Raw genomic sequence first — 25,825 nt, 5'->3', positions numbered from 1 at the left:
ATGAATATTCTAGAAGAGATAGTAGAACATAAGAGAATAGAAGTGCAGAGAAAAAGAGAACTTTTTCCTGTTAAACTTCTTGAACAAAGTTTGTTTTTTAATACGCAGCCCGTCTCCTTGAAAAAGTACGTTTTAAGAGAAGATAAGTCGGGTGTGATAGCAGAGATTAAGAGAAGGTCTCCCTCCAAGGGTGTAATTAACCCCGAAGTTTCTGTTGAAAGAATCTCGATAGGGTACATGCAGGCAGGAGCATCGGCTCTCTCTGTACTTACTGATACAAATTATTTTGGAGGCAAAAATGAGGATCTTCTTGTGGCTAGAAAGTTTAATTTTTGTCCGATACTCCGTAAAGACTTCACGGTTGATGAATACCAAATAATAGAAGCTAAGTCCATTGGTGCTGATGCTATACTATTGATAGCTGCCGTACTCACTCCACAAGAGGTATTGCAAATGGCGAAATTTGCACATTCTTTGGAGCTTGAAGTACTGCTGGAAATTCATAATGAAGATGAATTGGGGCATATTAATGATCATATAGATCTGGTAGGTGTTAATAATAGAGATCTCACTACTTTTGATGTGAACATTAATACTTCCATAAAGTTATCAGGAATAATACCTTCAGGGGTTGTTAAAGTATCTGAAAGCGGTATTCATTCTCCTGAGGACGTAATTGAACTCAAGAAGCATGGTTTTAACGGTTTTCTTATAGGTGAACGCTTTATGCGAAACAGTAGGCCTGAAAAGTCTTGCGCCAGATTTATTGAGCAGTTAAGTGAAATTGAAAAGGTCAATTATGCCAAAGCTTAGCAATATTAAGTTGAAGGTGTGTGGTCTAAGAGATAACATACCCGAGGTGGCTGAACTTAAGCCTGATTTCGTCGGGTTTATTTTCTATAACAGGTCGCCACGTTATGTTGGGGATGTATTGATGAAAGATCATTTTTCTGGATTCTCGGAGTCTACAATGAAGGTCGGTGTGTTTGTGAATCACCCAGTGGAAAAGGTATTGGAGATAGCTCGCATGTATGAACTGGACTTTGCCCAATTACATGGAGATGAGCCTTTTGAAGAGTGTCTGCACCTTAAGATAAATGGAGTGGGGGTGATCAAGGTCTTTTCAGGAAACGATACTATAGACAGGGACCTGCTGATGGGATATGGGGAAGTGGTAGATTACTATCTGTTTGATACGAGACTTCAGAAATATGGGGGCAACGGAGTAGCTTTTGACTGGACACACCTAAAGGGGCTAGACTTGCCTAAACCGATCATTTTGAGTGGAGGTTTGACTTTGGAAAATATCTGCCAGCTAGAGGAAATTGATGATCTGGATATTTATGCCATCGATATTAATAGCCAGTTTGAAGTTAGCCCCGGGCTAAAAAACACTGAACTTATCAAACAACTAAAACAGCAAATGCAATAATTATGTCTGATATAATAAAAAATACGATTGAGAAAAGCCGGTATACCGTAGATGAACAGGGCTATTATGGTCAGTTTGGAGGAGCCTATATCCCTGAGATGTTATATCCTAATGTTGATGAACTAAGAGAAAATTACCTGCAAATAATAGAATCAACAGACTTTCGTAATGAATTTCAGAAGCTGCTTAAGGACTATGTAGGTAGGCCTACACCGTTATATTATGCACGAAGACTATCTGAAAAGTATAACACAAAAATATACCTGAAGAGAGAGGATCTCTGTCATACAGGGGCTCACAAAGTAAACAATACTATTGGACAGATCATTCTGGCAAAAAAGTTGGGTAAAAGCAAAATAATTGCAGAAACAGGTGCAGGTCAGCATGGTGTGGCAACAGCCACTGTTTGTGCTTTGATGGGGCTGGAGTGTATTGTTTATATGGGTGAAGTTGATATGGCTCGTCAAAGGCCCAATGTAGAGCGCATGAGGATACTTGGTGCTGAAGTAGTGCCTGCGACTTGTGGGAGTCGGACCCTTAAAGATGCCACTAATGAAGCTATGCGCCACTGGATTAATAACCCCTTGGATACCCATTATATTATCGGGTCGGTTGTGGGGCCTCACCCATATCCAGATATGGTGGCTCGCTTTCAAAGTGTGATCAGTGAAGAGATGAGGCTCCAGTTGGAGCAGGAAGAAGGGCGGCAGTTACCTCACTATGTTATAGCTTGCGTGGGTGGAGGTAGCAATGCAGCAGGTGCGTTTTATAATTTTCTGGGCGATGAAGAAGTAAACCTGGTTGCCGTTGAGGCTGCAGGTAAAGGTGTGAACAGCGGTGAGTCAGCGGCTACTACTGCCTTGGGGAAAGAGGGAGTACTTCACGGAAGTAAGACACTACTTATGCAAACGGAAGACGGACAGGTTATTGAACCATATTCTATTTCGGCAGGGCTGGACTATCCTGGTATTGGCCCTATGCATGCTCATTTGTTTGAAACAGGTCGAGTTAAGTTTGTTAATGCCAGTGATGAAGAAGCCATGCATGCTGGTGTAGAGTTGAGCAGGTATGAAGGTATCATTCCAGCCATAGAGTCAGCGCATGCTCTTGCTGCTTTGGAGAAAATGGAGTTTGCTTCTGACGATATAGTTGTGGTTAATTTATCCGGCAGGGGAGATAAGGATCTTGATACTTATATCAAATGGGGGAAATACTGAATAGGGAGAGTTTTAATCGTATTAACAACCTTGAATTATGAATACAAAAACTTCAAATAGAATAAACGAATTGTTTGAGTCGAACAGTAAAGATGTGCTTTCGGTATACTATACAGCAGGTTTTCCAGAGTTGGGTGATACCTTGAAAATTGCTCAGTATCTAGAGGAAGCCGGGGCCGATATCATAGAGATAGGAATGCCATTTTCTGATCCGGTGGCAGATGGACCAACAATCCAGGAAAGCAGCAAGAAGGCATTGGATAATGGTATGAGCTTACGCATTCTGTTTGATCAGTTGGCAGATTTGCGTAAAAAAGTATCTATTCCTGTTATATTAATGGGGTATATCAACCCTGTACTGCAGTTTGGTATAAGTAAATTTTGTGCTGAGTGTGAGCGGTGCGGTGTTGATGGTGTCATAATCCCTGATTTGCCCATGGCAGAATATCTGGCACTTTATGAAAATATATTTTTAGAACATGGCCTTAAAAATGTTTTTCTGATTACACCTCAGACCTCAGAAAGTCGCATTAGACTTATTGATAAACACACCAATAGTTTTATCTATATGGTTTCGTCAGCAAGCGTAACAGGTGCCAGAGATTTGTTGGGAAACCAGCAGCGAAAATACTTTGAGCGTGTGCAAAATATGCAGTTGAAAAACCCATTGCTTATAGGTTTTGGTATATCCAATAATGAGACTTTCAAGGCGGCCTCATCATATAGTAATGGAGCTATTATAGGTAGTGCTTTCATTAAGTTACTTCAGACGGCCACAAACCTTAAAGAGCAGATAAAAACATTCGTAAAGGACATAAAAGCATAAACAATGATTATACAGTTACAAACCGGCCTACCAGAAGAAAAAAAGCAAAGGATAATAGAAAAGGTTAATACTCTGAAATACAAAACCACCGAGGTTACCACGCAAAAAGGGGATTATATCATCGGTATTGGGAAAAATGAATTTGATATTAGGGAAATAGGACAAATGCAGGGTATTTCAGATATCCATATTGTTTCTGATGATTATAAGCTGGTATCGAGAAAGTGGAAGGTAAACCCGACAAGCATTGACCTTGGAGATGGCGTGTTTATTTCTGAGGGAGATATGGCTATAATGGCGGGACCCTGTTCCATTGAAAGTGAGGAACAAATCAATAAGATTATAGAACATCTCAAAGCTAATGATGTAAGAATCATGAGAGGAGGGGTGTATAAACCCAGAAGTTCTCCTTATTCATTCCGGGGGCTTGGCATAGAGGGGCTAAAGAAATGGTATACAGCTGCCAGAGAGGCCGGAATTAAAATCATTACCGAAGTGATGCAGGTGTCTCAAATTGAGGAGATGTATGACTATATTGATGTGTATCAGGTAGGAGCCAGAAATACTCAAAACTTTAACCTCCTGGATGAACTTGGTAAAGTAGACAAACCGGTTCTAATTAAGCGCGGAATTTCAGGAACTATTGACGAATTACTATATTCTGCAGAATATGTTTTTTCTGCTGGTAATGAGAATCTGATGCTCTGTGAACGAGGTATAAGAACTTATGAAAGGGCAAGCCGAAATACCATGGATATTAATGCTATACCTATTATTAAGGAAAAGACACACTTGCCTGTAATTGCGGATCCATCTCATGGTATTGGTATCCGTGATTATGTTGAGCCAGTAGCATTGGCTTGTGTTATGGCTGGAGCAGACGGCGTGATCTATGAAACTCATGAAAAACCAAACGAAGCATTTTCAGATGGACAGCAGACGCTTAATTTCAGAGATTCAGAAAAACTTATCAATAAAATAAGGAAAGTCTTCGAACTGAGAGAAAGTCTGTAAAAGGACTTTCTCGTCATTATTTTCTCCAGATCTTGCTTGAACTAGTGGGGTAAATTGTTGATATTACAATTTAGCTGAATATTAATTCAGTAGGCAATTTGAATAATGAAGCTAATAATGTGGTAGGCTACTTGTCTAAGTCAATCGGCTGTTTTTTCTTGATCGTATGGATTTCAAGTGGCTGTTTGTTTGCCCAAAATGAGTTAAGACCATATAAAAAGCTTGATCAATATAACTTTGATCACTGGAAAAGTGAAGATGGCCTTCCTGTTAATTCAATTATAAATATCATTCAGGCAGAAACCGGCTATATCTGGTTTGTTTCCTACGGAGGGATTACACGGTTTAACGGAATAGAGTTCTATACCTTTAACTCTTTTAATACTCCTGAGATAATTAATAATTCCTATACACATATTTATGAAGATAACTCAGGGGTGATCTGGGCTGCATCCAGTGGAGGAGGAGTCACCGCAATTCGTGGGGAGAACACGCGCACATACACTATAGAAGACGGTCTGCCCAGTAATTTTGTGGAAGAGGTGGTTCAGGATAAGCGAGGAAGGATTTGGGTAGCTACCAGTGATGGACTGTACTATAAAGAAGGTGAGTTTTTTGTCAATGATGATACTCCCTCAGCGTTGAAGTCAAGAGAGCTCAAAAGCATTGCATGTGATGATGCAAATCAAATTTGGGCAGCTACGGCGGATGCAGGAGTTTTTCGGTTTTCAGAGGGTAAAGTCAATGGACATTATACTGTAGAACAGGGGCTGGTGAGTAATATAATAAACTATTTAAATACAGAAAGTAATGGGGTTTGGGTAGGTACGGATATGGGACTCTCCATTATTAAGAAGGATAGTACCATCGAAAATATCACAATGAAAGAAGGGTTGCAGAATGACTATGTGGTGTCTTCACTGGTGGATAATAATGGGGTAACCTGGGTAGGATCATACAGGGGATTTTGTAGAATCAATAAAGGCAAGTTTTCATACTTTTCTCATGCACATCCGATTTTTGGGCAAGATGTAACCTCAATGGTTCAGGACAGAGAAGGGAATCTATGGTTGGGCACTTACAGGAGTGGTTTGTACAAACTTTGGGATGGGAAGTTTACAAATTACTCCAACCTAATATCCAATGAACATGAATCATATGTTGTTCATAGTATTCTGCAAAAAGATGATAGTACATTGATCATTGTTCAGCAGGAAGGAGTGGATCTCCTGAATTTAAAGAGTAATATGCTTGAAGGTTTTGATTTGAATTATAATGTTCAAGTTAACGGCTTTAAAAGTGGGATGTTGGATAGTAAAGGGAACCTATGGGTATCGGCGCTTAATTGTCTCCTGAAGTATAAAGATGGTAAATCTGAAGTCTATACTACCGCCAACGGACTAATTCATGACAATGTAAGGCTTACTTATGAAGACTCTAAGGGTAATGTATGGGTAGGGACTACCAATGGAATAACAGTAATCACCCCGGAGGGGTTTGAAAATTACTCAGTAAAAGATGGGCTGTCACACGAATACATTATGAGTATTAGGGAGGATAGCTTAGGAACCATGTGGATTGGAACCCGTAATGGTCTGAATAGACTTGAAGGAGGGCAATTCACCAATTATTTTGCCAAGGATGGTATGGCAGGTGACTTTATTTTCAAAACATATTTTGATGACCATGGAGCTATGTGGTTGTGTGGCAATGCTGGATTAACCAGATATAAAGATGGGAAATTTGTAGGGCTTACTGCGGGACATGGGTTGGCGAGCAATACCGTATTTCAGATGCTTAAAGATAATTATGGGTATTATTGGATCACTACCAATCAGAAAAATATGACTGTTTTTAAAGTATCAGAGCAGGATCTGAATGACCTGGCCGATGGTAAAATGTCCTGGATTAACCCAGTGGTCTATTCGCAAAAAGATGGTTTGAAATCAACGGCGGCGATCTCATCGGCAACCAGTTTAAAGTCTCCTGATGGTACTTTATACTTTGCTACTAATAATGGGGTAGAAAGCATAGACCCTTCAAGGGTTAAGGTCAACCGGCAAAAGCCACCGGTAATGATCGAAGAGTTTTTTGTGGATGGTAAAGAGGTGAAATTGGATAGTAGTATAAGTATTCCATCAGGCAAACAAAGAGTTGAGATCAAATTCTCCGCCCTGAGTTATGTCTCACCCGAAAATATTGAATATAAGTATACGCTGATTGGCTTTGACGATGAGTGGGAGAAGTCAAATAAGAGAGAGACAAGTTATACTAACCTGCCCTATGGGCGATATACATTTAAAGTAATAGCTGCTAATAGTGATGGTATATGGAATGAAGATGGGGCTACAATTTCCTTTTATATTAAACCCGCCTTTTATGAAACCAATACGTTTGTACTCGGGGTAGTGATTTTAGTAGTTCTTATGGGGGTATTAATTTATAATCTTAGGGTTAGGTCGTTCAAAAAAGCACAATACGAGTTGGCCAAGCTGGTTGCAGAGAGAACATCTGAAGTGGTACGCCAAAAGGAAGAGATTGAAGTTCAAAAGGAAGCCATAGAAGGTCAACAGAAGCAAATAGAATCAAAGAACAAGGAGCTGCATAAAGTCAATATGCATTTGGAAGACTTGGTGGAAGAGCGTACAGAACAACTCAAAAAAGCATATAAGGATCTGTTAAGTGCAAATAAGGAATTGGATACTTTTATTTATAGGTCAGTTCATGATGTAAGAGGGCCTATTGCCCGGCTTCAGGGATTGAGTCATCTGATATCTTTGGAAACATCTGATGAAAATATCCTGGAGTTGGTGAGCCTGCTTAACCAGACTGCCAATGAAATGAATGATGTGTTTTATAGCCTGCTCAATATTGCAAGGTTGAAGGCGTCAGAGTTGAATATCAACGAAATTGCTATCGATAAGATTATTCATAGGGTGTTGGAGCGCCTTTTGCCTGAAGGTTCAAACGATATTGATATCGAAATAAAAGTTTCTCCGGATTTTAGGTTGTACTCTGATGGAGAAACAGTGGAAATTATACTTTATCACCTGTTGGAGAATGCTTTAAAATTTAGAAAGGAAACAGGGAGACATAAAGTAAAAGTAATCTGTAGCAGGAAGGATAAAACCAATATATGTATAGAAGTAACTGATAATGGAATCGGTATACCACGGAGTGTTGCAGATAGGGTTTTTGATATGTTTTTTGTGGGGCAGGATGATATTCAAGGGTCAGGCCTGGGGCTGTACACCGTACAAACCGCTGCTAAAGTGCTTCGAGGAAGAGTCAAATTAGTTAAAAGTAGTGAAGGTTCCGGAACCACATTTGAAGTGATTATGCCTGACAATGTTACCTGAACTACTGGGGGATAATAACTGTAAATTCCGAATATTTATGCAGTTCACTTTTAATTTCTATCTTGCCTTTTAAATGCTCTATAGCCATCTTGGCAAGATAAAGACCCAAGCCGCTGCCTAAAGACTGGCTGGTGCCGCGATAGAACATGTCGAATAGCTTGCATATATTATCCTGATGAATACCCATGCCAACATCGTGTATGCTTATATAAGCTTTGTTGTCTGATTTACTGACCTTGACAGTGACATGTTGATCATCACCGCGTGGTTTTCGAAATACCAACGCATTTTCAATGATGTTTTGAAGAGTAATGGTTAAAAGTTCTTTATCTCCACATACTTTTGTTTCGTCCGGAAAGTCAAAGGTGTATTGAATTGTGCAGTTGTTTTCCAGGTGTTGTAGGCTTTGAACTATTGAGGAAAGCAGTTCTTTTAAAATGATTTGTTCTTTCTTTGCTACAGCATTGTGTAAGTCATGGACCTGGGTCAGTTTGTAGATAAGTACCTTCATGTTCTTAGTGGTCGCTTCAATAAGATCAAGGTATTGTGGGTCAGCTTCTTTCGGGAAAGCCATTTTTACCAAGGCGGAAAGACCACTAATTCTACTTATTGGCCCCTCAAGGTCATGCGATGCCCGATAAATAAAGGTGTCTAATTCTTTGTTCTTAAGCTGTAGCTGATGAAGGGTAGATTTAATTTTTTCAGTTCTTTTTTCTACTTCCTTTTCAAGGTGCAGATTTAGTTTTTGGAGAGCTTTATTAGCATTTTGTGTTTCCTGCTGAGCATTTTGAAGCTTGCTATTTTTTTCTTCAATACTATCTTTTTGCTTGCTGATCTTTTCAAATTGAAGCTGCAGAAGGTCCTTTTGCCTTTCAATTTCTTTTTTTTGCGCAATTACCTCGTAGGTTCTGTCCGCCACAATGAGTTTCAATCGCCTACGTTGCATGCGAACACGGTAAGTATAGGTCAAAGCTATAAGCCATATGAATAAAAGGGCAAGCAGGGTAAATATAAAATAAGCCCAACTGGTTTGGTACCATGGAGGCAATATTGTAAACTCATAAGATGCTACTCTTCCTTCGGTATCGTAAATGTTTTTGGATTTTACATAAAAGGTGTACTTTCCAGCACTAAGGTTATTATATTCCTTAGTTGTGCTCGTAGACCATTTGGACCAAGTCTCCTCATTATTTTCCAGGTAGTAGCTGTAAAGCGTTCGTTCAGGGGCTTCATAGAATGCAGCGCTGAAGTTAAAGGTCAGGTTATTGTCTCTAAATTCTAGTTTCGGTTTGAAAATTTCTGGCTGATCCAGTACAATAGGAGGCACACCTGTGGTATCCGAAGGGTCATAGTAGTGGCCATAGAATATGACGGAATCCCTTACACTTACCTGACTTATCAGGGTATTAAAAGGAATAGTGTAGTCTTTTTTTATATTGCGATCAAACCTGAATAAACCCTCCCCTCCCGCAATCCATATGTAGTCATCTTTCGGATAAATGGCTGTAATTTCCATTTCGGGAAGCCGCCTAAAGGGTATATAATCCCTAACATATTCGCTGCCAACCTTTTTTAGCATTTCTACATGAGTCTTCCTGTTTTCATCTATGACAGATATAATGTAGTTGCCATATTTGTCCTCCGCTATGTTATTGATGTTTAGACGTTCTTCAAGTATGGTGCTATCGGGTTCAAACCTATCTGTTCGCTCATTGAACTGGTAGAAACCGTTGCTGGTAGTGAAGAGAAGTTGATCATCCTTTTTGATTATTTTGATTTCGTTGACGTCTGGGAGGCCGGATTGAGTATCATATTTGGTAGTTGTATAAGGTAGAGAGTCTAAGTTTATGTTAATATCTATTTTGTATACCCCATTAAACTTTGCATTTACCCATAGGGAATTATTCTTATCAAGTATAATACTTTCGTAACCAGGATTAGGGATGTCAATGGTATTAACAATTGTCCATCCACTCGTTTTATTATACAATAAGATACTTACTCCTTCGTTGTGAGCAACACATAGGAGGTTTTTATCTTTAATAGATATGGTATTTAATTCGCTTACATTAGAGAAATTTAAAATTTCAGTGGGTAAGTTACCGTTAAGGGTGTATAGTCCCTCTTGAGTTGCTATTAAAAGAGATGAGTCTATATTGTGGATACTCCAAACGTGACTACTGATTACAGGTGTGCTATCAAAGCTATTGTTTTCTACTTTAAAAAGACCTTCTGAAGTTCCTATATAAAGAGAGTTGTTGTGCTTTATTATTGCAGTAGGAATTCCTGAGAGTTTCGTTTTATTATTCCAATGTTTTATAGGGGAAGATAGCTCAATTAGAGCCAGTCCATCACGCATTGCACTCCATAAATTTCCATGAGAGTCAAAATAAAGTGCTTTAATAACATCACTAGTAAGGCCAGTTGATTTGTTGAGAGTATCAACGACTTCAAGGTTACGGTCAAGGGTGATTATACCTCCAGTTAAGGTTCCCATTGCAAGGGAAGGAGAATATGCGTTTTTACTGCTAGTGAATAAATGATTTTGGTTAAGGTATTGATCTGCTTTTGTTTTATACTTTTCTATACGCTGATTGTTTAGAGAATAAAAGCCACTGCTGTTTGAATATAGAATAGAATCATTTTTAATTTGATTTATGAGAATAATTTTTTTGTCTGACAAAAATTTAGTCTTTGGTATTATCTTCAAAGTGTCACCTTTAAATTTAAATATTCCAACACCTTGTTTGGCGGTATAAATGGTGTCATTGAGATTATAAATTGATGTAAACCTTTCATCAATAGGGGTTTCCCAGTAGCGTATATCTCCATTATTCCAGTTAATTATAAGGTTTGGAGAATAGAAGTAACAGCCTGAATTGGTAGAGCGTATTTGCCAAAAAGTACTTGAATTCAACTCTTTTGGTAAATTTTTATTTATTGATACATAAATCAATTGACCAGTAGAATCTGGCCTTAAGTAACCAAAATCCCCCTTCGTGCCAACAAATATTCTATTTTCTTTGTCATGAACTACGGATAGTCCTGGGAGCATTTTACTTATTGGGGAAAAGCTCCAATTATTGGCATTGTATGTGAGGATGCCATCAAAATTTGCAGCGACTATTACTCCTCTTTTATCAGACATAATATCCCAATTTGATAGAGATGCATTAAAGTCTGGCCTTCCAAATGTTTTGATTAATCGACCATTTTGCTGTTGGGCTGGTAGTGTTTGAGAAATGAAAATACCGATTATAAAACAAATAATTTTAAGCCCCTGAGTCGTAAAGGGAAAATGAAAGAAGTTACATGTTTTAGGTAAAAAAAATAACATTCACTAATGTATAATGAATGTTAAAAATAAGCCGTTGTATTTTAGAAAAAAAATTTAAAATACTATCTAAGCTATGAGATAAGCTAATATTTTTTGATAGATCGCATATACTCAGGAGTATATTTGTTTGCCATGGTATCATACCATTTGATTAAAGTCTCAGAGCCAAGTTTTTCGTATATTAGTTTATACTGATTTTTGACTTTTTTTTCATACTCTGAAGGTTTCTCTTTATAGTATTTATCGTTTTCTTCCTTTTCAATATGTGATGTTGGGGTATGGTGAATTAATTTATTAAATTTTTTCATACAGTAACTATAGTATGCTTTTGAGTGTAGCAAAAAATTATGCCACATTTCGTCAATAATAGTTAAAGGAGTATCTATGAATAGATGTTCTTGTTTGCTTTTTGGGCCATAAGCGGCTAACCAAAGCCATTTTTTGGTTTCGGTAAAAATATCCTGGGCCTCTTCCAAAGTCACGTTATATCTTTCAGTAAAGGCGGTGACCACGATGTCTTCGTACTCACAGTCCAAGGCTTCTGATAACTTGCACATAATAGTTTTTTTAACAGTTAAAAATAAATATTGCATTTACTAAGGATTTCTGCACCAACTTTTGAGTTGGCGCAGGGCATGACTAATCGTTTGAATAACATGTCAGGCAGCCTGGAGACTTGCTATGAGACTTATTCTTCTCAAATAATCTGTTAATCAATTCTTGTTTCTTGTCAATTGATTTTGTGTTAGTTGTAGTGGTTGTAGTAGTCATTTTCTTAAATGTTTAGTTTAAAAAAGTTTGGTTATTTGTGTAATATTAAATGTAAATAATTTATTTTACAAGTAATAAAAGTCTTATATTTTTATTAAATATAAATAATATTATAATTTTAATACAAGAGGATTCAAATAGTTAAAGATTGGAAAAATTAATGCGAATAATAATATTTTTAACTTTTATTCCTGTCTAGGAGTAATCGGAGTTGTGGTTAAGTTTTTGTTAATCAGGCAATTGTGTCTGCTGGTGTAACCAGTAACTCCAGTGGAATCATTACAAAATTTTATTTTTATCATCTTAACTTAAAGAATATCAGTGAAATACGCGACAATATGTATGTTTTTTACTTAATTATTACATTCGTTGTTTTTGTTCCTTTTTTGCATGATAAATTACTATATTTAAGATTAACTATTGGCTTTACAACTATGGAGAAATATGATTTGGTGGTTGTCGGGGCAGGCCCAGCCGGTTATGCGGCAGCAATGCGGGCTATTGATTTCAAGAAAAAGGTGCTTTTGGTAGAGAAGGAAGGCGTTGGAGGTGCTGGTGTGACCAATGGGGCACTTTCTTCAAAAACATGGTGGGAGATTGCCAGAGAAACTCATATGTTACATAAACATCTGAAACGCTTCAATATGAGTGCGCCAGATGTCAACTTTGAAGAAGTTCAGGCAGAGGTTAATCGTGCGGTGGAGGAAAGGAAAGCTTTGCTTCAAGAGCACATGGCCATGCTTAATTCATCATGCTTTGCCAATCTGTTAACCTACAAAGTAGGTGTTGCAAAGCTTTTGACTCCCAATGAAATTGAAATTAGTTATGAGGATGAAACAGAGATAGTGTGGGCGGACTATGTAATACTTGCTACTGGAAGTCGACCTCGAAAATTACCAAATATCCCAATCGATGAAAAAATCATTCTCACTAGTGACGGTATAGAACAGATAGATAATTTTCCGGAGAGTATGGTAATACTAGGTGCCGGGGTTATAGGTTGTGAGTTTGCCACTATTTTTTCGGGATTCGGTAAAACTAAAGTGCATCTGATTGATAAAGGGGATAGAATATTGCCTTTCGAAGATACTGATGTGGTGAATGTTATTGAGCGAAATATGGAGAACAATGGCGTACACATTCACCGCAATTCCCGACTGATCAGAATGGGTGTAGTTCACGGGCGAGTGGAGTATGAGCTGGAATACGATGATGGTTCTCATGAAATCTTCAATGTTGAGAAGGCTCTGGTGTCTGTAGGGAGGGTGCCTAACTATGAAAAGCTTTGGGCTAAGGGCGTTAATATAGTACTGAGCAAGAGGGGTATTGAAGACAATGAGACGCAGACCAGTGTATCTAATATTTATGCTGTCGGTGATATAACAGCCGACATCGCTTTAGTTAATGTAGGTGAGTTGGAGGGTAGGTATGCTGTAGAGAAGATTTTTGGTGAGCCGAAGCGTAAGCTTATGTATGAAAATATTTCTACTATCATGTTCCTCAACCCTGAAGTGGCAGGGGTAGGGCTTAATGAAAACCAGGCGGCTGAACGAGGAATCCCTTATAAAGTAGTGACTCTCGATTATGGGTGTATCCCGAGAGCTATAGCTAAGCGAAATACTCAGGGATTTATTAAACTATTGGTGACTAATGATGTGGATATGAAAATACTAGGTATGCGCGTGGTTGGAAACCATGCCTCTAGCGCTATTCAGGCAGTAGCTTTGCTGATAAGTATGGATAAAGGCATAGAGGAGCTTGCTGAGTGTGTTCATCCGCACCCATCCATTACGGAGGGTATTCAGGAGTGTGTACGCATGCTACTGGGTAAGTCTATGTTTAAGCCCGATGCGTTGAGAGGTAAGCTTTCATGTAAGACATATACCAATGGAGAATATGCTGATATTGTATTTTAACCTTTGAGCTGTTCTATTTCATCACGTGTAAGTTCAAGGTCGCTTCCCAATCTATAGAGTGATGGCTTGGTAATGAAAAAGATAAATAAGACCATAGGTATGAGCAAAAGTGCTAACAGGTTACCCGTTAATAATACTGTCACACATACAAATAGTGCAGGAAACTCAAGTATTGCACCTCTTATGATTAGCGCTGTTTGATAGAGTGCAAGCTTTTCTGTCAGGGAACACTCATTCCATTTAATTCCTTTGATAGATTGGCCAAAAAGTATCATGCTCATGGGCATGGATAAAATGACGAGGGCAGCACTGATGTAGATGAAAATTCGGAAATCTTGTTCTTCAGAAAGAGTGGGTTGCATTAGCTGTACATAGTTGATCGTTAATACAGCTAATGCAAAAAGTGCTATGGCCACTGCCATTGAAGCATATATAAGTTTAAGTGTTCTAAACTGCTGATGAGGCTTTTTTTCGATGATTTGCATAGATCAATTTATGCAAATTCGACCTCTTTACAAAGTTTAAGCAATATTGGTATAAACCGCCTGAACATCATCATCATCCTCGATCTTATCGAGCATTTTCTCAATGTCTTCCATTTGCTCTTCGCTAAACTCTACCGGAGAGTTCGGAATTCGCTGAAGTGACGATTTGTTAGCTTCAATACCCATATCTTCCAGGGCTTTTGAAAGCGTTCCGAAGTGGGTGTAATCACCATATACGTAAACTACACCATCCTTCTCTTCAATTTCTTCCATGCCGGCATCGATAAGCTCTAACTCCAACTCCTCTATATCCATTTCGGCTGTTTTCTCAAACTCAAAAACGGCATTGCGAGAAAACATAAACTCAAGAGAACCTGAGGGTACAAGGCTACCACCAGCTTTATTGAAGTATGATTTTACGTTGGCTACAGTGCGTGTAGTATTATCAGTGGCGCACTCTACAAATACCAAAACACCATGAGGGCCTTTACCTTCGTAGTTTACTTCTACATATGCTTCAGCATCTTTGCCATCGGCTCTTTTAATAGCTGATTCTATATTGTCTTTAGGCATGTTTTGACCCTTGGCATTCTGAATGGCCGTTCTTAGTTTGGCATTCATTTCAGGGTCCGTTCCGCCTTCTTTTGCAGCTACTGTTATAGCTTTAGCCAGTTTTGGAAATAACTTGGACATTTTGTCCCAACGTTTTTCCTTTGCTGCTCTTCGGTATTCAAACGCTCTTCCCATGGTATATAAATCCTGTTGAAAATTTTAATGCACGAAATTAAAACAACTAATGATTTTGATGAAGGAAAATTTACGAATTATTCGGGTTATTTCTTTTCTAGTAGTCGATCAATTGAGTATTTCCCTGCTCCGAAGACTAAAGTGGTGATAAATATTAAAAGGTAAAGCAGACCAAACTCCTTTTTACCAAATGGATCATCAGCGTGTACAGCAAAGGCAGCTACCAACATAGTGATGATAAGGGGTATTGAGGCAAGTCGTGTGGCGAGTCCCAGGATTAATAAAATAGAACAAATGAATTCGGCCAGTACAGCTAATGCCAAGGAGGCTGTCATACCTAACCCCAGGAAATCGTAAAAGGCAATTTCCCCACCTTCCAGTAACGTCATCAGTTTAGGGTAACCATGTGTAAGCATAAATGCGGCTGATGTAACTCTGAGCACTAGTAGCCATACGTGCGAAACCGATGTAGGAAACTTTGTGTTCAATAGCTGTTTCATAGTTTGTGGCGTTTTTTGGTGTAATTTGTTTTGACAAAAGTATGTTCTACGGTTTTGATGGGAAAGTTTTTTGTAAAAACAGTCTATTTTATTTGTAAATGAATATGGTCGTCATGTCTTACAGCATGGCAACCATGATAACCTACTTTAGGAGAAGATATACCCAACCGTTGTTTTAAGTGCGGTTCAATAAACACCTTTTCAATGGAGCTTTTTGATGTTACGATATTGATCATGTATTTAGTTCTGCTGATATCCAATATAAATTTACTCTTGTTCCATTGAGGGATGATTTGTTCCATCAAACCGTATTGCCAAAAACCATTGTCATTACAAATTTGAGGTTGATCCGGCTCACATTCCATAGGATCAGCATAAATGCCGTATCCAATTGGCGATGGATGTTGGCAAGTGTATTTGTGTTCCTTTTGAGATAGATAACAAAATGCCAAATCCAGTTTTTTACCATCGTTATGGCTGAGGTGGGGGAACAGAGGAAATCCGTTTAGAAAAGGGAAATTAGCATCGAGGTAAAACAGGATAGTACCTGGATATTTTTTATCAAGTTCTTCTGCTGTGCTTTGCGCAATTGTGAGTAACTGAGGTCTTACATAATGCCTGTTTAAGAGCACTGTAGAGATAGTCAGGGGTTTAAGAGGTTTGTTGAATACAGGTAAGGCTACCCGACCAGCAAAAGGGGCAATCAATGGGATAATCATTAGCGTTACTGTTAGGTATATGCTTAAAAAAAGAAGTAGCCTGTGGTACCAATACATTTTATACTTTCCAAGGCGCCTGCTAATGAGTGGGTGAAGAAATAAATACATTAGATAAACAAAGCCTCCTACCTGACTAATAAAAGTGAGAAAAACAAAAATCAGGATATGTAACAATACTCTGTTTATTCTCATATCGATGCCGTCAGTGAGGTCTTTGTTTTGTATTCTCAGGAATAGAGGGGACGAAAAAATAAATGATTCACCGTTTCCTCATTACCGGGAAACGGTGAATTAGATGAGTTATTCTGCTATCCAACGGTCGATTTTTTTCTCCAGAATAGCCAAAGGTACACACCCTGATTCCAGCACTTTATTATGGAATACTTTAATATCAAATTTATCTCCCAGGGTCTGTTCTGCTTTATTTCTTAATTCAATAATTTTCAATTGCCCCATTTTGTATGATAACGCCTGCCCTGGCATAGCCATATAGCGCTCAATTTCGGAAGTAATACTTTCCTCTGACTCCGCTTCATTCTCAAGTGAGTATTTAATGGCCTGTTCTCTGGTCCAGCCCTTGGCGTGCATGCCGGCATCTACCACTAACCTGATGGCTCTATGCATTTCAGCACTTAACATTCCAAAATATTGGTAAGGGTCAGTATAAAGACCAAGTTCTTTACCTAAAGATTCACTGTAAAGTGCCCACCCTTCACCATAGGCACTGTACCATAATGTACGTCTGAACTCTGGCAATTCTTCATTTTCCTGTTGAAGTGAAATTTGGTAATGGTGTCCCGGAATAGCCTCATGAAGGAATAGCGATTCATCAGAGAATAAATTGTATTTGGATACATCAGGAATTGGCACATAGAAGATGCCCGGACGAGTGCCATCCAATGAGCCAGGGTTGTATTCCGCACTGGCGGAAGCTTCTCTAAAAGCTTCGGTACGCCGTACTTCAAATGGAGTCTTTGGTACAAGGTCAAACAGTTCTTTAAGCTGCGGCTTCATTTGTTCATGTATATCATTAAAGTGAGTGATAACCTGATCTGGGGATGTAAATGGCATCAATTCTTTTCTTGTTCTTACATGTTCGAAAAAGGCCATAATATCACCTTTGAAGCCAACTTGCTCTTTTACTTTTTCCATTTCGGAAAGTAGCCTGGCAACTTCACTTTTCCCTAATTCGAAGATTTCATCTGCTGACTTTGAAGTTGTTGTGAACTGCTTGATGCGGAAAGCATAGTACTCTTTGCCATCCGGCAAGACACTTGCTCCTGATGTCTCTCTGCCTGCAGGTAGATACTCATCTTTAAGGAAGTCATGGAGCTTCTTGAATGAAGGGATTACTTGGTCCTTTAATATGATCTCATATTTTTCTGTAAGCAATTTTTTGTCCTCGTCAGAAAAACCATCAGGGATAAGTTTTATTGGAGAGTAAAACAGGTGTTCGTTTACAGGACCATGATCCAAGTCAGCTATTTGCGGAATTACTTTTTGGGTCAATGAGCTCGGAAGTATCCAGCCTATTTGTATGCCTTGTTTCATGTTGGCAATGGCGGTATCACACCAAATAGTGAAATCATCCAGGCGCTTTAGCCAGTTATTGTAATCCTCCACTGTTTTAAAGGGTTGAGCCCCAACACCACTTGCCAGTTGGCCCATGCTGATATGCAAGCTCCAGAATTGATCAATAGGAGTGAGGTGCGTTGGATATTTGAAAGACTCTAGGTTAATATCACATTCCCACATTAAAATATCATAGCTCATCTGACCGTTTTCCGAAAGTTGATTTCGGTCGAGTTTCTGAAGTTGTTTTTTGTATTTAGAATAGAAGGCTTCAAGTTTATTCAAATACTGCTGCGATATATTATTGGGAAGTGTATCGTTGTATCTGTTATCTCCGGCAAAAGTTGCTTCCAGAGGGTAAAACTGCAACCTTTCGTCATGATAATCCATGAGGAGAGCTTCTAATTGTACGGAATCTTTTTGGTTGGTGGTTTCATCAGTTTTTTGCTCCGTCTTCTGTTGACAAGCCATAATGCTTGCAAGAGACAGAGCCAGCAGGAAGTTAAATAATTTCATATGCTATAGTTTTTGTGAATCAAATAAAGGTATGCATTCACTATAGCTTTACCAATAATCAATATATGACCAGCGGTTTCTGGCATATGAGTGGATAAAACGCCTGTTTGAGCAGAAGAGAGATGCCTGTTGGGGGGACAGGCATAAGGCGGGGCGTTTGAGTATTAATGATAATATACAGCTACCTCATCAAGAGACTTGCGTTTCAATTGGGGTACATAGGTTTCTTCCACGGGGTACCCCACTGGAATTAGAAGTACAGGTCTTTCATTAGATGGTCTGTTGAGTAGTTTGGCTAGAAAGTTCATTGGGCTAGGGGTATGTGTTAGAGCCACAAGGCCCGCATGGTGAATAGCAGCCAGAAGAAAACCTCCCGCTAAACCTACGGATTCATTGACATAATAATTGTTCTTTTTGTTTCCTTCTCCATCCAGATCATAAGCCTTTTTGAAAACAATAATCAGATAGGGAGCAATTTCAAGGAAGGGTTTGTGCCAGTCTGTTTGCAAAGGCTTAAGGTCTTCAAGCCATTCCGGACTCATCCTGTTATTGTAGCTTTCATATTCCTCTTTTTCTGCGGCCACCCTGATCTGTTTTTTAAGTTCAGGGTTTGCTACTACGCAAAAGGTCCAGGGCTGTTTGTGTGCCCCCGATGGAGCCGTAGATGCTGTAAGAATAATATTGTCAATGACCTCTTTGGGAATGGGCTTATCAGAGAAGTCACGTACTGTTCTTCGCTTGTCCATCCATTCGTAAAACTGCTTACTTCTTTTAATGACTTCAGCTTCTGGATATGTTTCCTTGGAATACTCTTCAAATGGGTATCCGTCTATGGTTTTAGTTTTTGACATGGGGAATCTTAGTGTTTTAATGTTTGGCCAAGTTGATCTTTTAATTGTAAACAGTTTGTAAGGTAGTTGACAAAATTAATTCGTAAAAAGTATATCAGGGCTACTGCGAAACAGAGAACATAGAAAATAAGGCAATTAATAAATTGGTTATAAGGATGATTTTAAAGAAAAATGATTCCTTGGATCTCCAAATAGCCGATATAACGATATAGAGCAGGGATGTGAGGCCAATGATCATGAGCACGCCAACAACCATTCCGGTGCCATTTGGGTGATTTTGGGGAGGAGGAAAGATTCTGGTTGCAATGGCCAGAAATGCAACCGAAAGAATCATGATCAGCAAAGATTTACCGATAAGTATCAAAAAGTTTTTCATCCTATTCTCTATTGTGCGACTGCTAAATTAGGGATAAGGATTATTTATTTGTGACGTTCTCGCAATACGGAGATTACGTCATTCAGTTCATAACCTTTGGCAGCAAGCAATACCAGATAGTGGTACATCAGGTCCGAAGCTTCATTTAAAAATAGTTTTTCATTGTTATCTTTGGCTTCAATCACCAACTCCACTGCTTCTTCACCTACTTTTTGAGCTACTTTGTTAATACCTTTATTAAACAAATCATTAGTGTAGGATCCAGGTTTGGGATTGACCTTTCGTTCTTGAATGGTGCGCTCCAGAAAGCCCAGATCTGTAGATTTGTTTGCTTTGTTTCCAAAGCATGTATCAGTTCCTTTGTGGCATGCTGGTCCTTCTGGTACCACTGAAATGAGTAGTGTGTCTTTATCACAGTCCAGTTCAATTTTTTTCACCATAAGGAAGTTTCCTGAAGTTTCGCCTTTGGTCCATAATCGTTGTTTGGAGCGACTATAAAAGGTGACTTTTTCTTCGGTTCTGGTTTTTTCTAGAGATTCCTCATTCATGTAGCCGAGCATAAGTACTTTTTGGCTATAAAAGTCCTGAATAATGGCAGGGATCAATCCGTTACTTTTTTCAAAATCTGGTTGTAGCATTTGTGTTGTGTTTTCTTTTTTTGAAGGAATTTTTTCTTATCTGATGGGTATATCCCTTAGTTTTAAGTAGTTTTTAAGTTCTGGGATGCCAATTTCTTTAAAGTGAAAAATGCTTGCTGCTAAGGCTGCATTAACATTTCCATCAGTAAAGACTTCTTCGAAGTGAGACATTACACCCGCTCCACCGGAAGCAATAATTGGAATACTGATTTTCTGCCCCAATTCTTTTAATGCGTCCACAGCAAAACCTTGTTTTGTTCCGTCATGATCCATACTGGTAAATAAGATTTCACCGGCTCCTCGCTGTTCTGTCTCCTGAGCCCAGCTAAAAAGCTCCAATTCTGTTGGTTTAGATCCCCCATGGGTGTGGACTATCCATTGCCCTTCGACCAGCCTTGCATCTATAGCCACTACAATGCATTGGCTGCCAAATTCCAGAGCAAGTTCATTGATCAACTCAGGCCTTTTTACAGCTGATGAGTTTATGGAAACTTTATCGGCTCCCGCATAGAGTAGTGGAGCCACATCTTCAACGGAGCTGATACCACCACCTACCGTAAAAGGTATATTGAGGTGTTGAGCGATATCCTTTACCAATTTCTTAAAAGTCTTTCTTCCCTCATTAGTGGCGGTAATATCCAGAAATACCAATTCATCAGCTCCCTGCTCAGCATATAGAGCACCCAGCTCTACAGGATCTCCGGCATCCCTGATGTTGACGAAATTGGTGCCTTTTACTGTTCGACCATTCTTGATATCCAGGCAGGGTATTATTCTTTTCTTTAACATATCACATTTTACTAAGTTCTGTCAGCGTAATTTTCCCCTCATAGATGGCTTTGCCAAGGATGGCACCATCCAATCCGGCTTCTTTTAAGTTTTCCAGATCCTGAACTCTGCTTACTCCACCACTGGCAATCAGATGGATGCCGGGGAAAGTGTGTAATAGATCTTTATAAAGGATAAGGTTTGGGCCTGATAACATACCATCGGTGGCAATATCCGTACAGATCACATGGTTGAGTCCTTCGCTCATGTATTTATGGATCAGGTTTTCTATATGAAGGGTGGTTTCTTCTGTCCAGCCACTTACAGCAACCATTTTTTCTTTTACATCCGCACCTAAGATTAGCTTGTCAGAGCCATATTTTTCGAGCCATTCAATTACCCTGGCAGGATTTTTAACAGCTATAGTTCCACAAGTTATTTTCTTTGTGCCGCTATTAAAGGCCAGCGCAATGTCATCATTGGATTTTACGCCTCCACCAAAGTCAATTTCCAGGCTAGTCTCTGTTGAAATAGATTCAAGTACTTTCCAGTTTATTATTTTTCCCGCTTTGGCTCCGTCCAAGTCTACAAGGTGGAGGTATTTTAGTCCGGCACCTTCAAAAGATTTGGCCACTTCCAGTGGGTTCTCGTTGTATATTTTCTTCTTATCATAATTACCTTGCGATAACCTCACGCACTTGCCCTCGATGATATCTATTGCGGGTATGATCTTCATAATTCGATAAAGTTTTTGATGATCTGTTGACCTTGTTTTGCCGATTTTTCGGGGTGGAACTGCGTAGCATAAAAGTTGTCCTTGGCCATTGCAGCACTGAAATTTTCAATGTAATTGCAGGTGGCCACTGAATCAGGTGTTACTGGTACATAATAGCTGTGAACGAAATACATATCAGCGCTTATGATATTATCTGCTGTCCAGCTCTCTCTAATTGTTGTAATATTATTCCAACCCATGTGCGGTACTTTCTCACCATTTTGAGGCTGGAACTTTTTCACATCGGTATTGAAAATTCCCATGCAGGTAGTGTTGCCTTCTTCGGAATATTCACACATAAGCTGCATTCCAAGGCATATACCCAATACAGGCTGTTTTAACCTGGGGATTAGTACATCCATACCCAACTCTTTAAGATGTTTCATGGTTGTGCTGGCTTCCCCCACTCCTGGAAAGATCACCTTGTCAGCTTTTTGAATGATCTCAAAGTCATTGGTTAATAATGGGTTAATGCCTAGGCGCTCGAGTGCATATATTACTGACTGCGTATTACCGGCGTTGTATTTTATGATTGCTATTTCCATAGGTTTCAGATTACACCTTTGGTGCTTGGTAACTGATTATTCCCTTTTTCTTTTTTTACTGCCATCTTTATGGCTTTGGCGAACGCTTTGAAAATCGCTTCTATTTTATGATGCTCATTATTTCCTTCAACTTTGATGTTCAAGTTGCATTTAGAGGCATCAGAAAACGATTTGAAAAAATGATAGAACATCTCTGTAGGCATTTTTCCGATCATTTCACGCTTAAATTCGGCTTCCCATACTATCCAATTCCTACCACCAAAATCTATGGCAACCTGGGCTAGAGCATCATCCATAGGCAGGTAGAAACCATATCTTTCTATACCTCTTTTGCTTCCAAGTGCCTTGCTCATAGCCTCACCGAGTGCAATTGCTGTATCCTCAATGGTGTGGTGTTCATCTACTTCCAAATCACCTTTAACCTGTATGTAGAGGTCTGTCTGGCCATGTTTGGCGATTTGATCAAGCATGTGGTCAAAAAAAGCTATGCCGGTGTCAATTTGGCTTTTGCCTGTTCCATCAAGATTAACCGTTATGTCTATGTCAGTCTCCTTTGTCGTACGTTTTACAGTGGCTTTCCTTGGCTGTTCTGATAAAAGTTCATAAATGTCACGCCAGTGGATGGTGATAAGCTCGCAATATGAATTAAGGTTTACTGAGGCTAATTGCTCCTTCAGGGAACCATCATTAATCAGTATCCCCTTACATTCAAGGTTTCTGGCCAGCATGATATCACTGGATCGGTCTCCTATTACATATGAATTGCACATGTCATATGATTTTGACAAGTATTTATTTAAAAGCGCTGTACCAGGTTTTCTTGTAGGCTGATTGTCTTCCGGTCTGGTTTTGTCTATGATGATCTCGTCAAATGAAATTCCTTCATTTTTTAATGTTTCCATCATCCTGTTGTGTGCAGGCCAAAAGGTTTCTTCAGGAAAGCTCTCTGTACCCAACCCATCCTGATTGGTAACCATGACCAGTTCATAATCAAATTCCTGACAAATCTTTCCCAGCCATGTAAATACACCTGGGTAATACTCAAGTTTTTCGAGGCTGTCAATCTGTTCATCTTCAGGCTCAATGATCAAGGTGCCGTCTCTATCTATAAAAAGTACTTTTTTCATGATTGATATTCTTTTAATGCTTTTATCAGGTTTCTGTTCTCTTCGGGGGTTCCCACAGTAACCCTCAAACAGTTCTCTCCATGTTTTACTTTTGATCTGTCACGTATGATGATTCTTTTTTCTGTTAGATATTTAAAAATGGGTTGAGAATCATTAAACCTTATTAGCAGGAAGTTACTGTCACTTGGGAAAATATGATTTACAATACTAAGATTTGAGAGTGCTGATATCAGAAATTCCCGCTCTTGGAGAATGTTACTGATGGCTTCTTTTACTTTTTTCTTGTTGTCAAGGGCCTGTAGTACTTCCTTTTGGGTGAGTATATTAATGTTGTAAGGAGGCTTTACCTTATTCATTAGCTTAATGATATCAGGTGATGAAAAAGCCATGCCTAAGCGAACACCCGCGAGTCCCCAGGCTTTTGAAAAGGTCTGGAGAATGATCAGGTTCTTATACTTATCAAGTTGAAGGATAAACGAAGATTGTTCTGAAAAATCGATGTAAGCCTCATCAATAACCACAATACCATCAAAATTTTCTATAACCTTAGATATCTCATAGGCATTTAGTGTGTTGCCGGAAGGGTTATTCGGAGAGCAGATAAAAACCATTTTGGTATTGCTATCTGCTTTTTTTAGCATCCCGCTGGCTGTAAAGCCGAAGTTCTCTGATAAGGCTACTTTTTTTACTGCAACATTGTTGATAGCAGCTGAGACAGCGTACATACCGTAAGAGGGATTGGAAATTACAATATTGTCTTTCCCCGGCTCACAAAAAATGCGCATTACCAAGTCAATGGCCTCATCACTTCCATTTCCAAGAAAGATCTGATTTGGATCTACTTTTTTTAAGGAGGCAATCTGCTCTTTCAGTTTAAGTTGATAAGGGTCGGGATACCGGTTGAGGCCTGTTTCGTTTGGGTTTTCATTGGCATCAAGAAATATCTCGCCATTGCCTTCAAACTCATCACGCGCGGAGGAGTAGGGGGCAAGGTTGAGTATATTTGGTCTTACTTTGTTCATTATATTCATAACTAATTCATTTCTGACAGTCGTATACTGATTGCATTCTTGTGAGCGGTTAATTGTTCTGCTTCAGCCATGGCCTCGATTGCCGGACCAAGATCGGCTAAGCCTTCCCTTGTTATTTCCTGAAAAGTTACCTGTTTCATAAAACTGTCTAATGATACACCACTATAGGCTCTGGCAGCACCATTGGTTGGCAAGGTGTGGTTTGTCCCTGATGCATAGTCCCCGGCTGATTCAGGGCTATAGTTACCTATAAATACTGACCCGGCATTAACTACTTTTCCAGCTAGACTCAAAGCATTTTCAGTGGCTAGGATCAGGTGTTCGGGAGCGTATCTATTGCTCACCTGCATAGCTTCATCAAGGTCTTTGACCAGGATGGCTTTGCTATTGAGCAGGCTTGCTTTGGCTATTTCCTTTCGGTTTAGTTGCGCTAGTTGGCTATCAATCTCCTTCCGTATTTTTTCTATGATATCTTCTACAGGGCAAATGAGTACTACCTGACTATCCTGGCCATGCTCTGCCTGTGATAACAAATCAGAAGCTACAAATGCGGGGTTACATGAGCTGTCCGCAATTACTGCTAGTTCGGACGGACCAGCAGGCATGTCAATTGCAGTGCCCTCCATACTCACAAGCTGTTTAGCAGCGGTTACGTATTGGTTTCCCGGACCAAATATCTTGTCTACTTTTGAAATACTTTCCGTGCCATAAGCCATAGCGGCAATAGCCTGTGCTCCTCCCGTTTTATAGATATTTGATATACCAATAAGCTCTGCTGTATACAAGATTGCCGGGTGGATTTTTCCACCTGATCCCGGAGGTGTGCATAATACAATCTCTTTGCATCCGGCGATAGAAGCGGGCACACCCAGCATAAGAACAGTTGAGAATAATGGAGCAGTACCACCGGGTATATAGATACCTACTTTCTCAATGGGTATAGCTTTTCTCCAGCACGTAACACCTTTTGAGGTTTCAATTTTTACTTCTTCCCTGACTTGTGCTTCGTGAAATTTTCTGATGTTATTGAGGGCGGTTTGAATAGCTGACTTCAGCTCATCACTCAGTTGGCCGGCCGCTTCACTTTTCTCTTCATCTGTCACGGCCAGTTGGGTAAGGTTTACTTTGTCAAATTGTTCGTTGAACTTCAATAAGGCCTGGTCTCCACCCTGACGAACTCTGGCGAGAATATTTTTCACAATACTGTCGAGAAAATCAGCTTCAAAAACCGGGCGCTTCAAAACGCTATCGAGTTCTGATATTTGTGGGTATTTTATGATATTCATGTTATGGTCTTTCTAAT

At 39.3% G+C, this 25,825-nt stretch carries 23 protein-coding genes; 7 read left to right on the top strand and 16 right to left on the bottom strand.

All coding sequences use genetic code 11. The features are described from left to right. From trpC to JMN32_RS24350, 6 genes are all read left to right on the top strand, one after another. The gene (gene trpC, locus JMN32_RS24375) at positions 1 to 813 is read left to right on the top strand and encodes an indole-3-glycerol phosphate synthase TrpC (RefSeq protein ID WP_202858995.1); all 813 of its coding nucleotides are present in this window, start codon (positions 1 to 3) and stop codon (positions 811 to 813) included. Then, the gene (locus JMN32_RS24370) at positions 800 to 1,432 is read left to right on the top strand and encodes a phosphoribosylanthranilate isomerase (RefSeq protein WP_202858994.1); all 633 of its coding nucleotides are present in this window, start codon (positions 800 to 802) and stop codon (positions 1,430 to 1,432) included. Before trpC ends, JMN32_RS24370 begins: the two co-directional genes overlap by 14 nt. Before the next feature lie 2 nt (positions 1,433 to 1,434). Next, positions 1,435 to 2,649, top strand: a complete 1,215-nt coding sequence (trpB, locus tag JMN32_RS24365) for a tryptophan synthase subunit beta (RefSeq protein WP_202858993.1) — start codon at positions 1,435 to 1,437, stop codon at positions 2,647 to 2,649. 37 nt (positions 2,650 to 2,686) lie between these two features. Continuing rightward, positions 2,687 to 3,475, top strand: a complete 789-nt coding sequence (gene trpA, locus JMN32_RS24360) for a tryptophan synthase subunit alpha (protein WP_202858992.1) — start codon at positions 2,687 to 2,689, stop codon at positions 3,473 to 3,475. A 3-nt stretch (positions 3,476 to 3,478) separates the two neighbouring features. Further along, the gene (locus JMN32_RS24355; RefSeq protein WP_202858991.1) at positions 3,479 to 4,489 is read left to right on the top strand and encodes a bifunctional 3-deoxy-7-phosphoheptulonate synthase/chorismate mutase; all 1,011 of its coding nucleotides are present in this window, start codon (positions 3,479 to 3,481) and stop codon (positions 4,487 to 4,489) included. Positions 4,490 to 4,587: 98 nt separating this feature from the next. Next, entirely contained in the window at positions 4,588 to 7,848 is a 3,261-nt protein-coding gene (locus JMN32_RS24350) for a sensor histidine kinase (protein ID WP_202858990.1), read from the top strand. Between the two features lies 1 nt (position 7,849). On the opposite strand, the gene JMN32_RS24345 is transcribed toward JMN32_RS24350, so the two are convergent. Both JMN32_RS24345 and JMN32_RS24340 read right to left on the bottom strand, forming a co-directional pair. Beyond that, on the bottom strand, positions 7,850 to 10,996 hold the full coding sequence (locus JMN32_RS24345) for an ATP-binding protein (RefSeq protein ID WP_202858989.1): 3,147 nt from the start codon (positions 10,994 to 10,996) through the stop codon (positions 7,850 to 7,852). 272 nt (positions 10,997 to 11,268) lie between these two features. Further along, positions 11,269 to 11,778, bottom strand: a complete 510-nt coding sequence (locus JMN32_RS24340) for a glycine-rich domain-containing protein (protein ID WP_238354604.1) — start codon at positions 11,776 to 11,778, stop codon at positions 11,269 to 11,271. Between the two features lie 612 nt (positions 11,779 to 12,390). Here JMN32_RS24340 and JMN32_RS24335 point away from each other — a divergent pair. Then, positions 12,391 to 13,872: a dihydrolipoyl dehydrogenase family protein gene (locus JMN32_RS24335; protein ID WP_202858988.1), complete on the top strand. Its 1,482-nt coding sequence runs from the start codon at positions 12,391 to 12,393 to the stop codon at positions 13,870 to 13,872. Here JMN32_RS24335 and JMN32_RS24330 read toward each other — a convergent pair. The 14 genes from JMN32_RS24330 to hisD all read right to left on the bottom strand — a co-directional run bounded on the left by JMN32_RS24330 (position 13,869) and on the right by hisD (position 25,808). After that, positions 13,869 to 14,357 (bottom strand): hypothetical protein, encoded by a 489-nt coding sequence (locus tag JMN32_RS24330; RefSeq protein ID WP_202858987.1) that lies wholly within the window; start codon positions 14,355 to 14,357, stop codon positions 13,869 to 13,871. The genes JMN32_RS24335 and JMN32_RS24330 overlap by 4 nt on opposite strands. A 36-nt stretch (positions 14,358 to 14,393) precedes the next feature. Beyond that, positions 14,394 to 15,104, bottom strand: a complete 711-nt coding sequence (locus JMN32_RS24325) for a YebC/PmpR family DNA-binding transcriptional regulator (RefSeq protein WP_202858986.1) — start codon at positions 15,102 to 15,104, stop codon at positions 14,394 to 14,396. Positions 15,105 to 15,190: 86 nt separating this feature from the next. Beyond that, positions 15,191 to 15,604 (bottom strand): DoxX family protein, encoded by a 414-nt coding sequence (locus JMN32_RS24320; protein WP_202858985.1) that lies wholly within the window; start codon positions 15,602 to 15,604, stop codon positions 15,191 to 15,193. Between the two features lie 83 nt (positions 15,605 to 15,687). Next, positions 15,688 to 16,323: a hypothetical protein gene (locus JMN32_RS24315; RefSeq protein WP_202858984.1), complete on the bottom strand. Its 636-nt coding sequence runs from the start codon at positions 16,321 to 16,323 to the stop codon at positions 15,688 to 15,690. A 300-nt stretch (positions 16,324 to 16,623) separates the two neighbouring features. Next, positions 16,624 to 18,411, bottom strand: coding sequence for a DUF885 domain-containing protein (locus JMN32_RS24310; RefSeq protein WP_202858983.1), 1,788 nt, complete (start codon positions 18,409 to 18,411; stop codon positions 16,624 to 16,626). Positions 18,412 to 18,575: 164 nt separating this feature from the next. After that, positions 18,576 to 19,262, bottom strand: a complete 687-nt coding sequence (locus JMN32_RS24305) for a nitroreductase family protein (protein WP_202858982.1) — start codon at positions 19,260 to 19,262, stop codon at positions 18,576 to 18,578. A 100-nt stretch (positions 19,263 to 19,362) separates the two neighbouring features. Then, positions 19,363 to 19,638, bottom strand: coding sequence for a hypothetical protein (locus JMN32_RS24300; RefSeq protein WP_202858981.1), 276 nt, complete (start codon positions 19,636 to 19,638; stop codon positions 19,363 to 19,365). A gap of 44 nt (positions 19,639 to 19,682) precedes the next feature. Then, complete coding sequence (gene hisIE / locus JMN32_RS24295; RefSeq protein ID WP_317191805.1) at positions 19,683 to 20,306, bottom strand: bifunctional phosphoribosyl-AMP cyclohydrolase/phosphoribosyl-ATP diphosphatase HisIE; 624 nt, start codon at positions 20,304 to 20,306, stop codon at positions 19,683 to 19,685. Between the two features lie 6 nt (positions 20,307 to 20,312). Next, on the bottom strand, positions 20,313 to 21,065 hold the full coding sequence (hisF, locus tag JMN32_RS24290) for an imidazole glycerol phosphate synthase subunit HisF (protein ID WP_202858979.1): 753 nt from the start codon (positions 21,063 to 21,065) through the stop codon (positions 20,313 to 20,315). Between the two features lies 1 nt (position 21,066). After that, the gene (gene hisA, locus JMN32_RS24285) at positions 21,067 to 21,780 is read right to left on the bottom strand and encodes a 1-(5-phosphoribosyl)-5-[(5-phosphoribosylamino)methylideneamino]imidazole-4-carboxamide isomerase (protein ID WP_202858978.1); all 714 of its coding nucleotides are present in this window, start codon (positions 21,778 to 21,780) and stop codon (positions 21,067 to 21,069) included. Next, a complete protein-coding gene (gene hisH / locus JMN32_RS24280) occupies positions 21,777 to 22,364 on the bottom strand; it encodes an imidazole glycerol phosphate synthase subunit HisH (RefSeq protein WP_202858977.1) in 588 nt (195 codons plus the stop codon). The genes hisA and hisH overlap by 4 nt, the downstream gene beginning before the upstream one ends. 5 nt (positions 22,365 to 22,369) lie before the next feature. Next, positions 22,370 to 23,491, bottom strand: a complete 1,122-nt coding sequence (gene hisB / locus JMN32_RS24275; protein ID WP_202858976.1) for a bifunctional histidinol-phosphatase/imidazoleglycerol-phosphate dehydratase HisB — start codon at positions 23,489 to 23,491, stop codon at positions 22,370 to 22,372. Then, on the bottom strand, positions 23,488 to 24,513 hold the full coding sequence (gene hisC, locus JMN32_RS24270; RefSeq protein ID WP_317191801.1) for a histidinol-phosphate transaminase: 1,026 nt from the start codon (positions 24,511 to 24,513) through the stop codon (positions 23,488 to 23,490). Before hisC ends, hisB begins: the two co-directional genes overlap by 4 nt. A gap of 11 nt (positions 24,514 to 24,524) precedes the next feature. Then, positions 24,525 to 25,808, bottom strand: a complete 1,284-nt coding sequence (hisD, locus tag JMN32_RS24265; RefSeq protein ID WP_202858974.1) for a histidinol dehydrogenase — start codon at positions 25,806 to 25,808, stop codon at positions 24,525 to 24,527. Between the last annotated feature and the right edge of the window lie 17 nt (positions 25,809 to 25,825).

It is taken from the genome of Fulvivirga marina (assembly GCF_016775155.1).
Taxonomy (GTDB): domain Bacteria; phylum Bacteroidota; class Bacteroidia; order Cytophagales; family Cyclobacteriaceae; genus Fulvivirga; species Fulvivirga marina.
The sequence above is the reverse complement of the archived record's forward strand: the minus strand, read 5'-3'. Positions and strand labels throughout refer to the sequence as shown.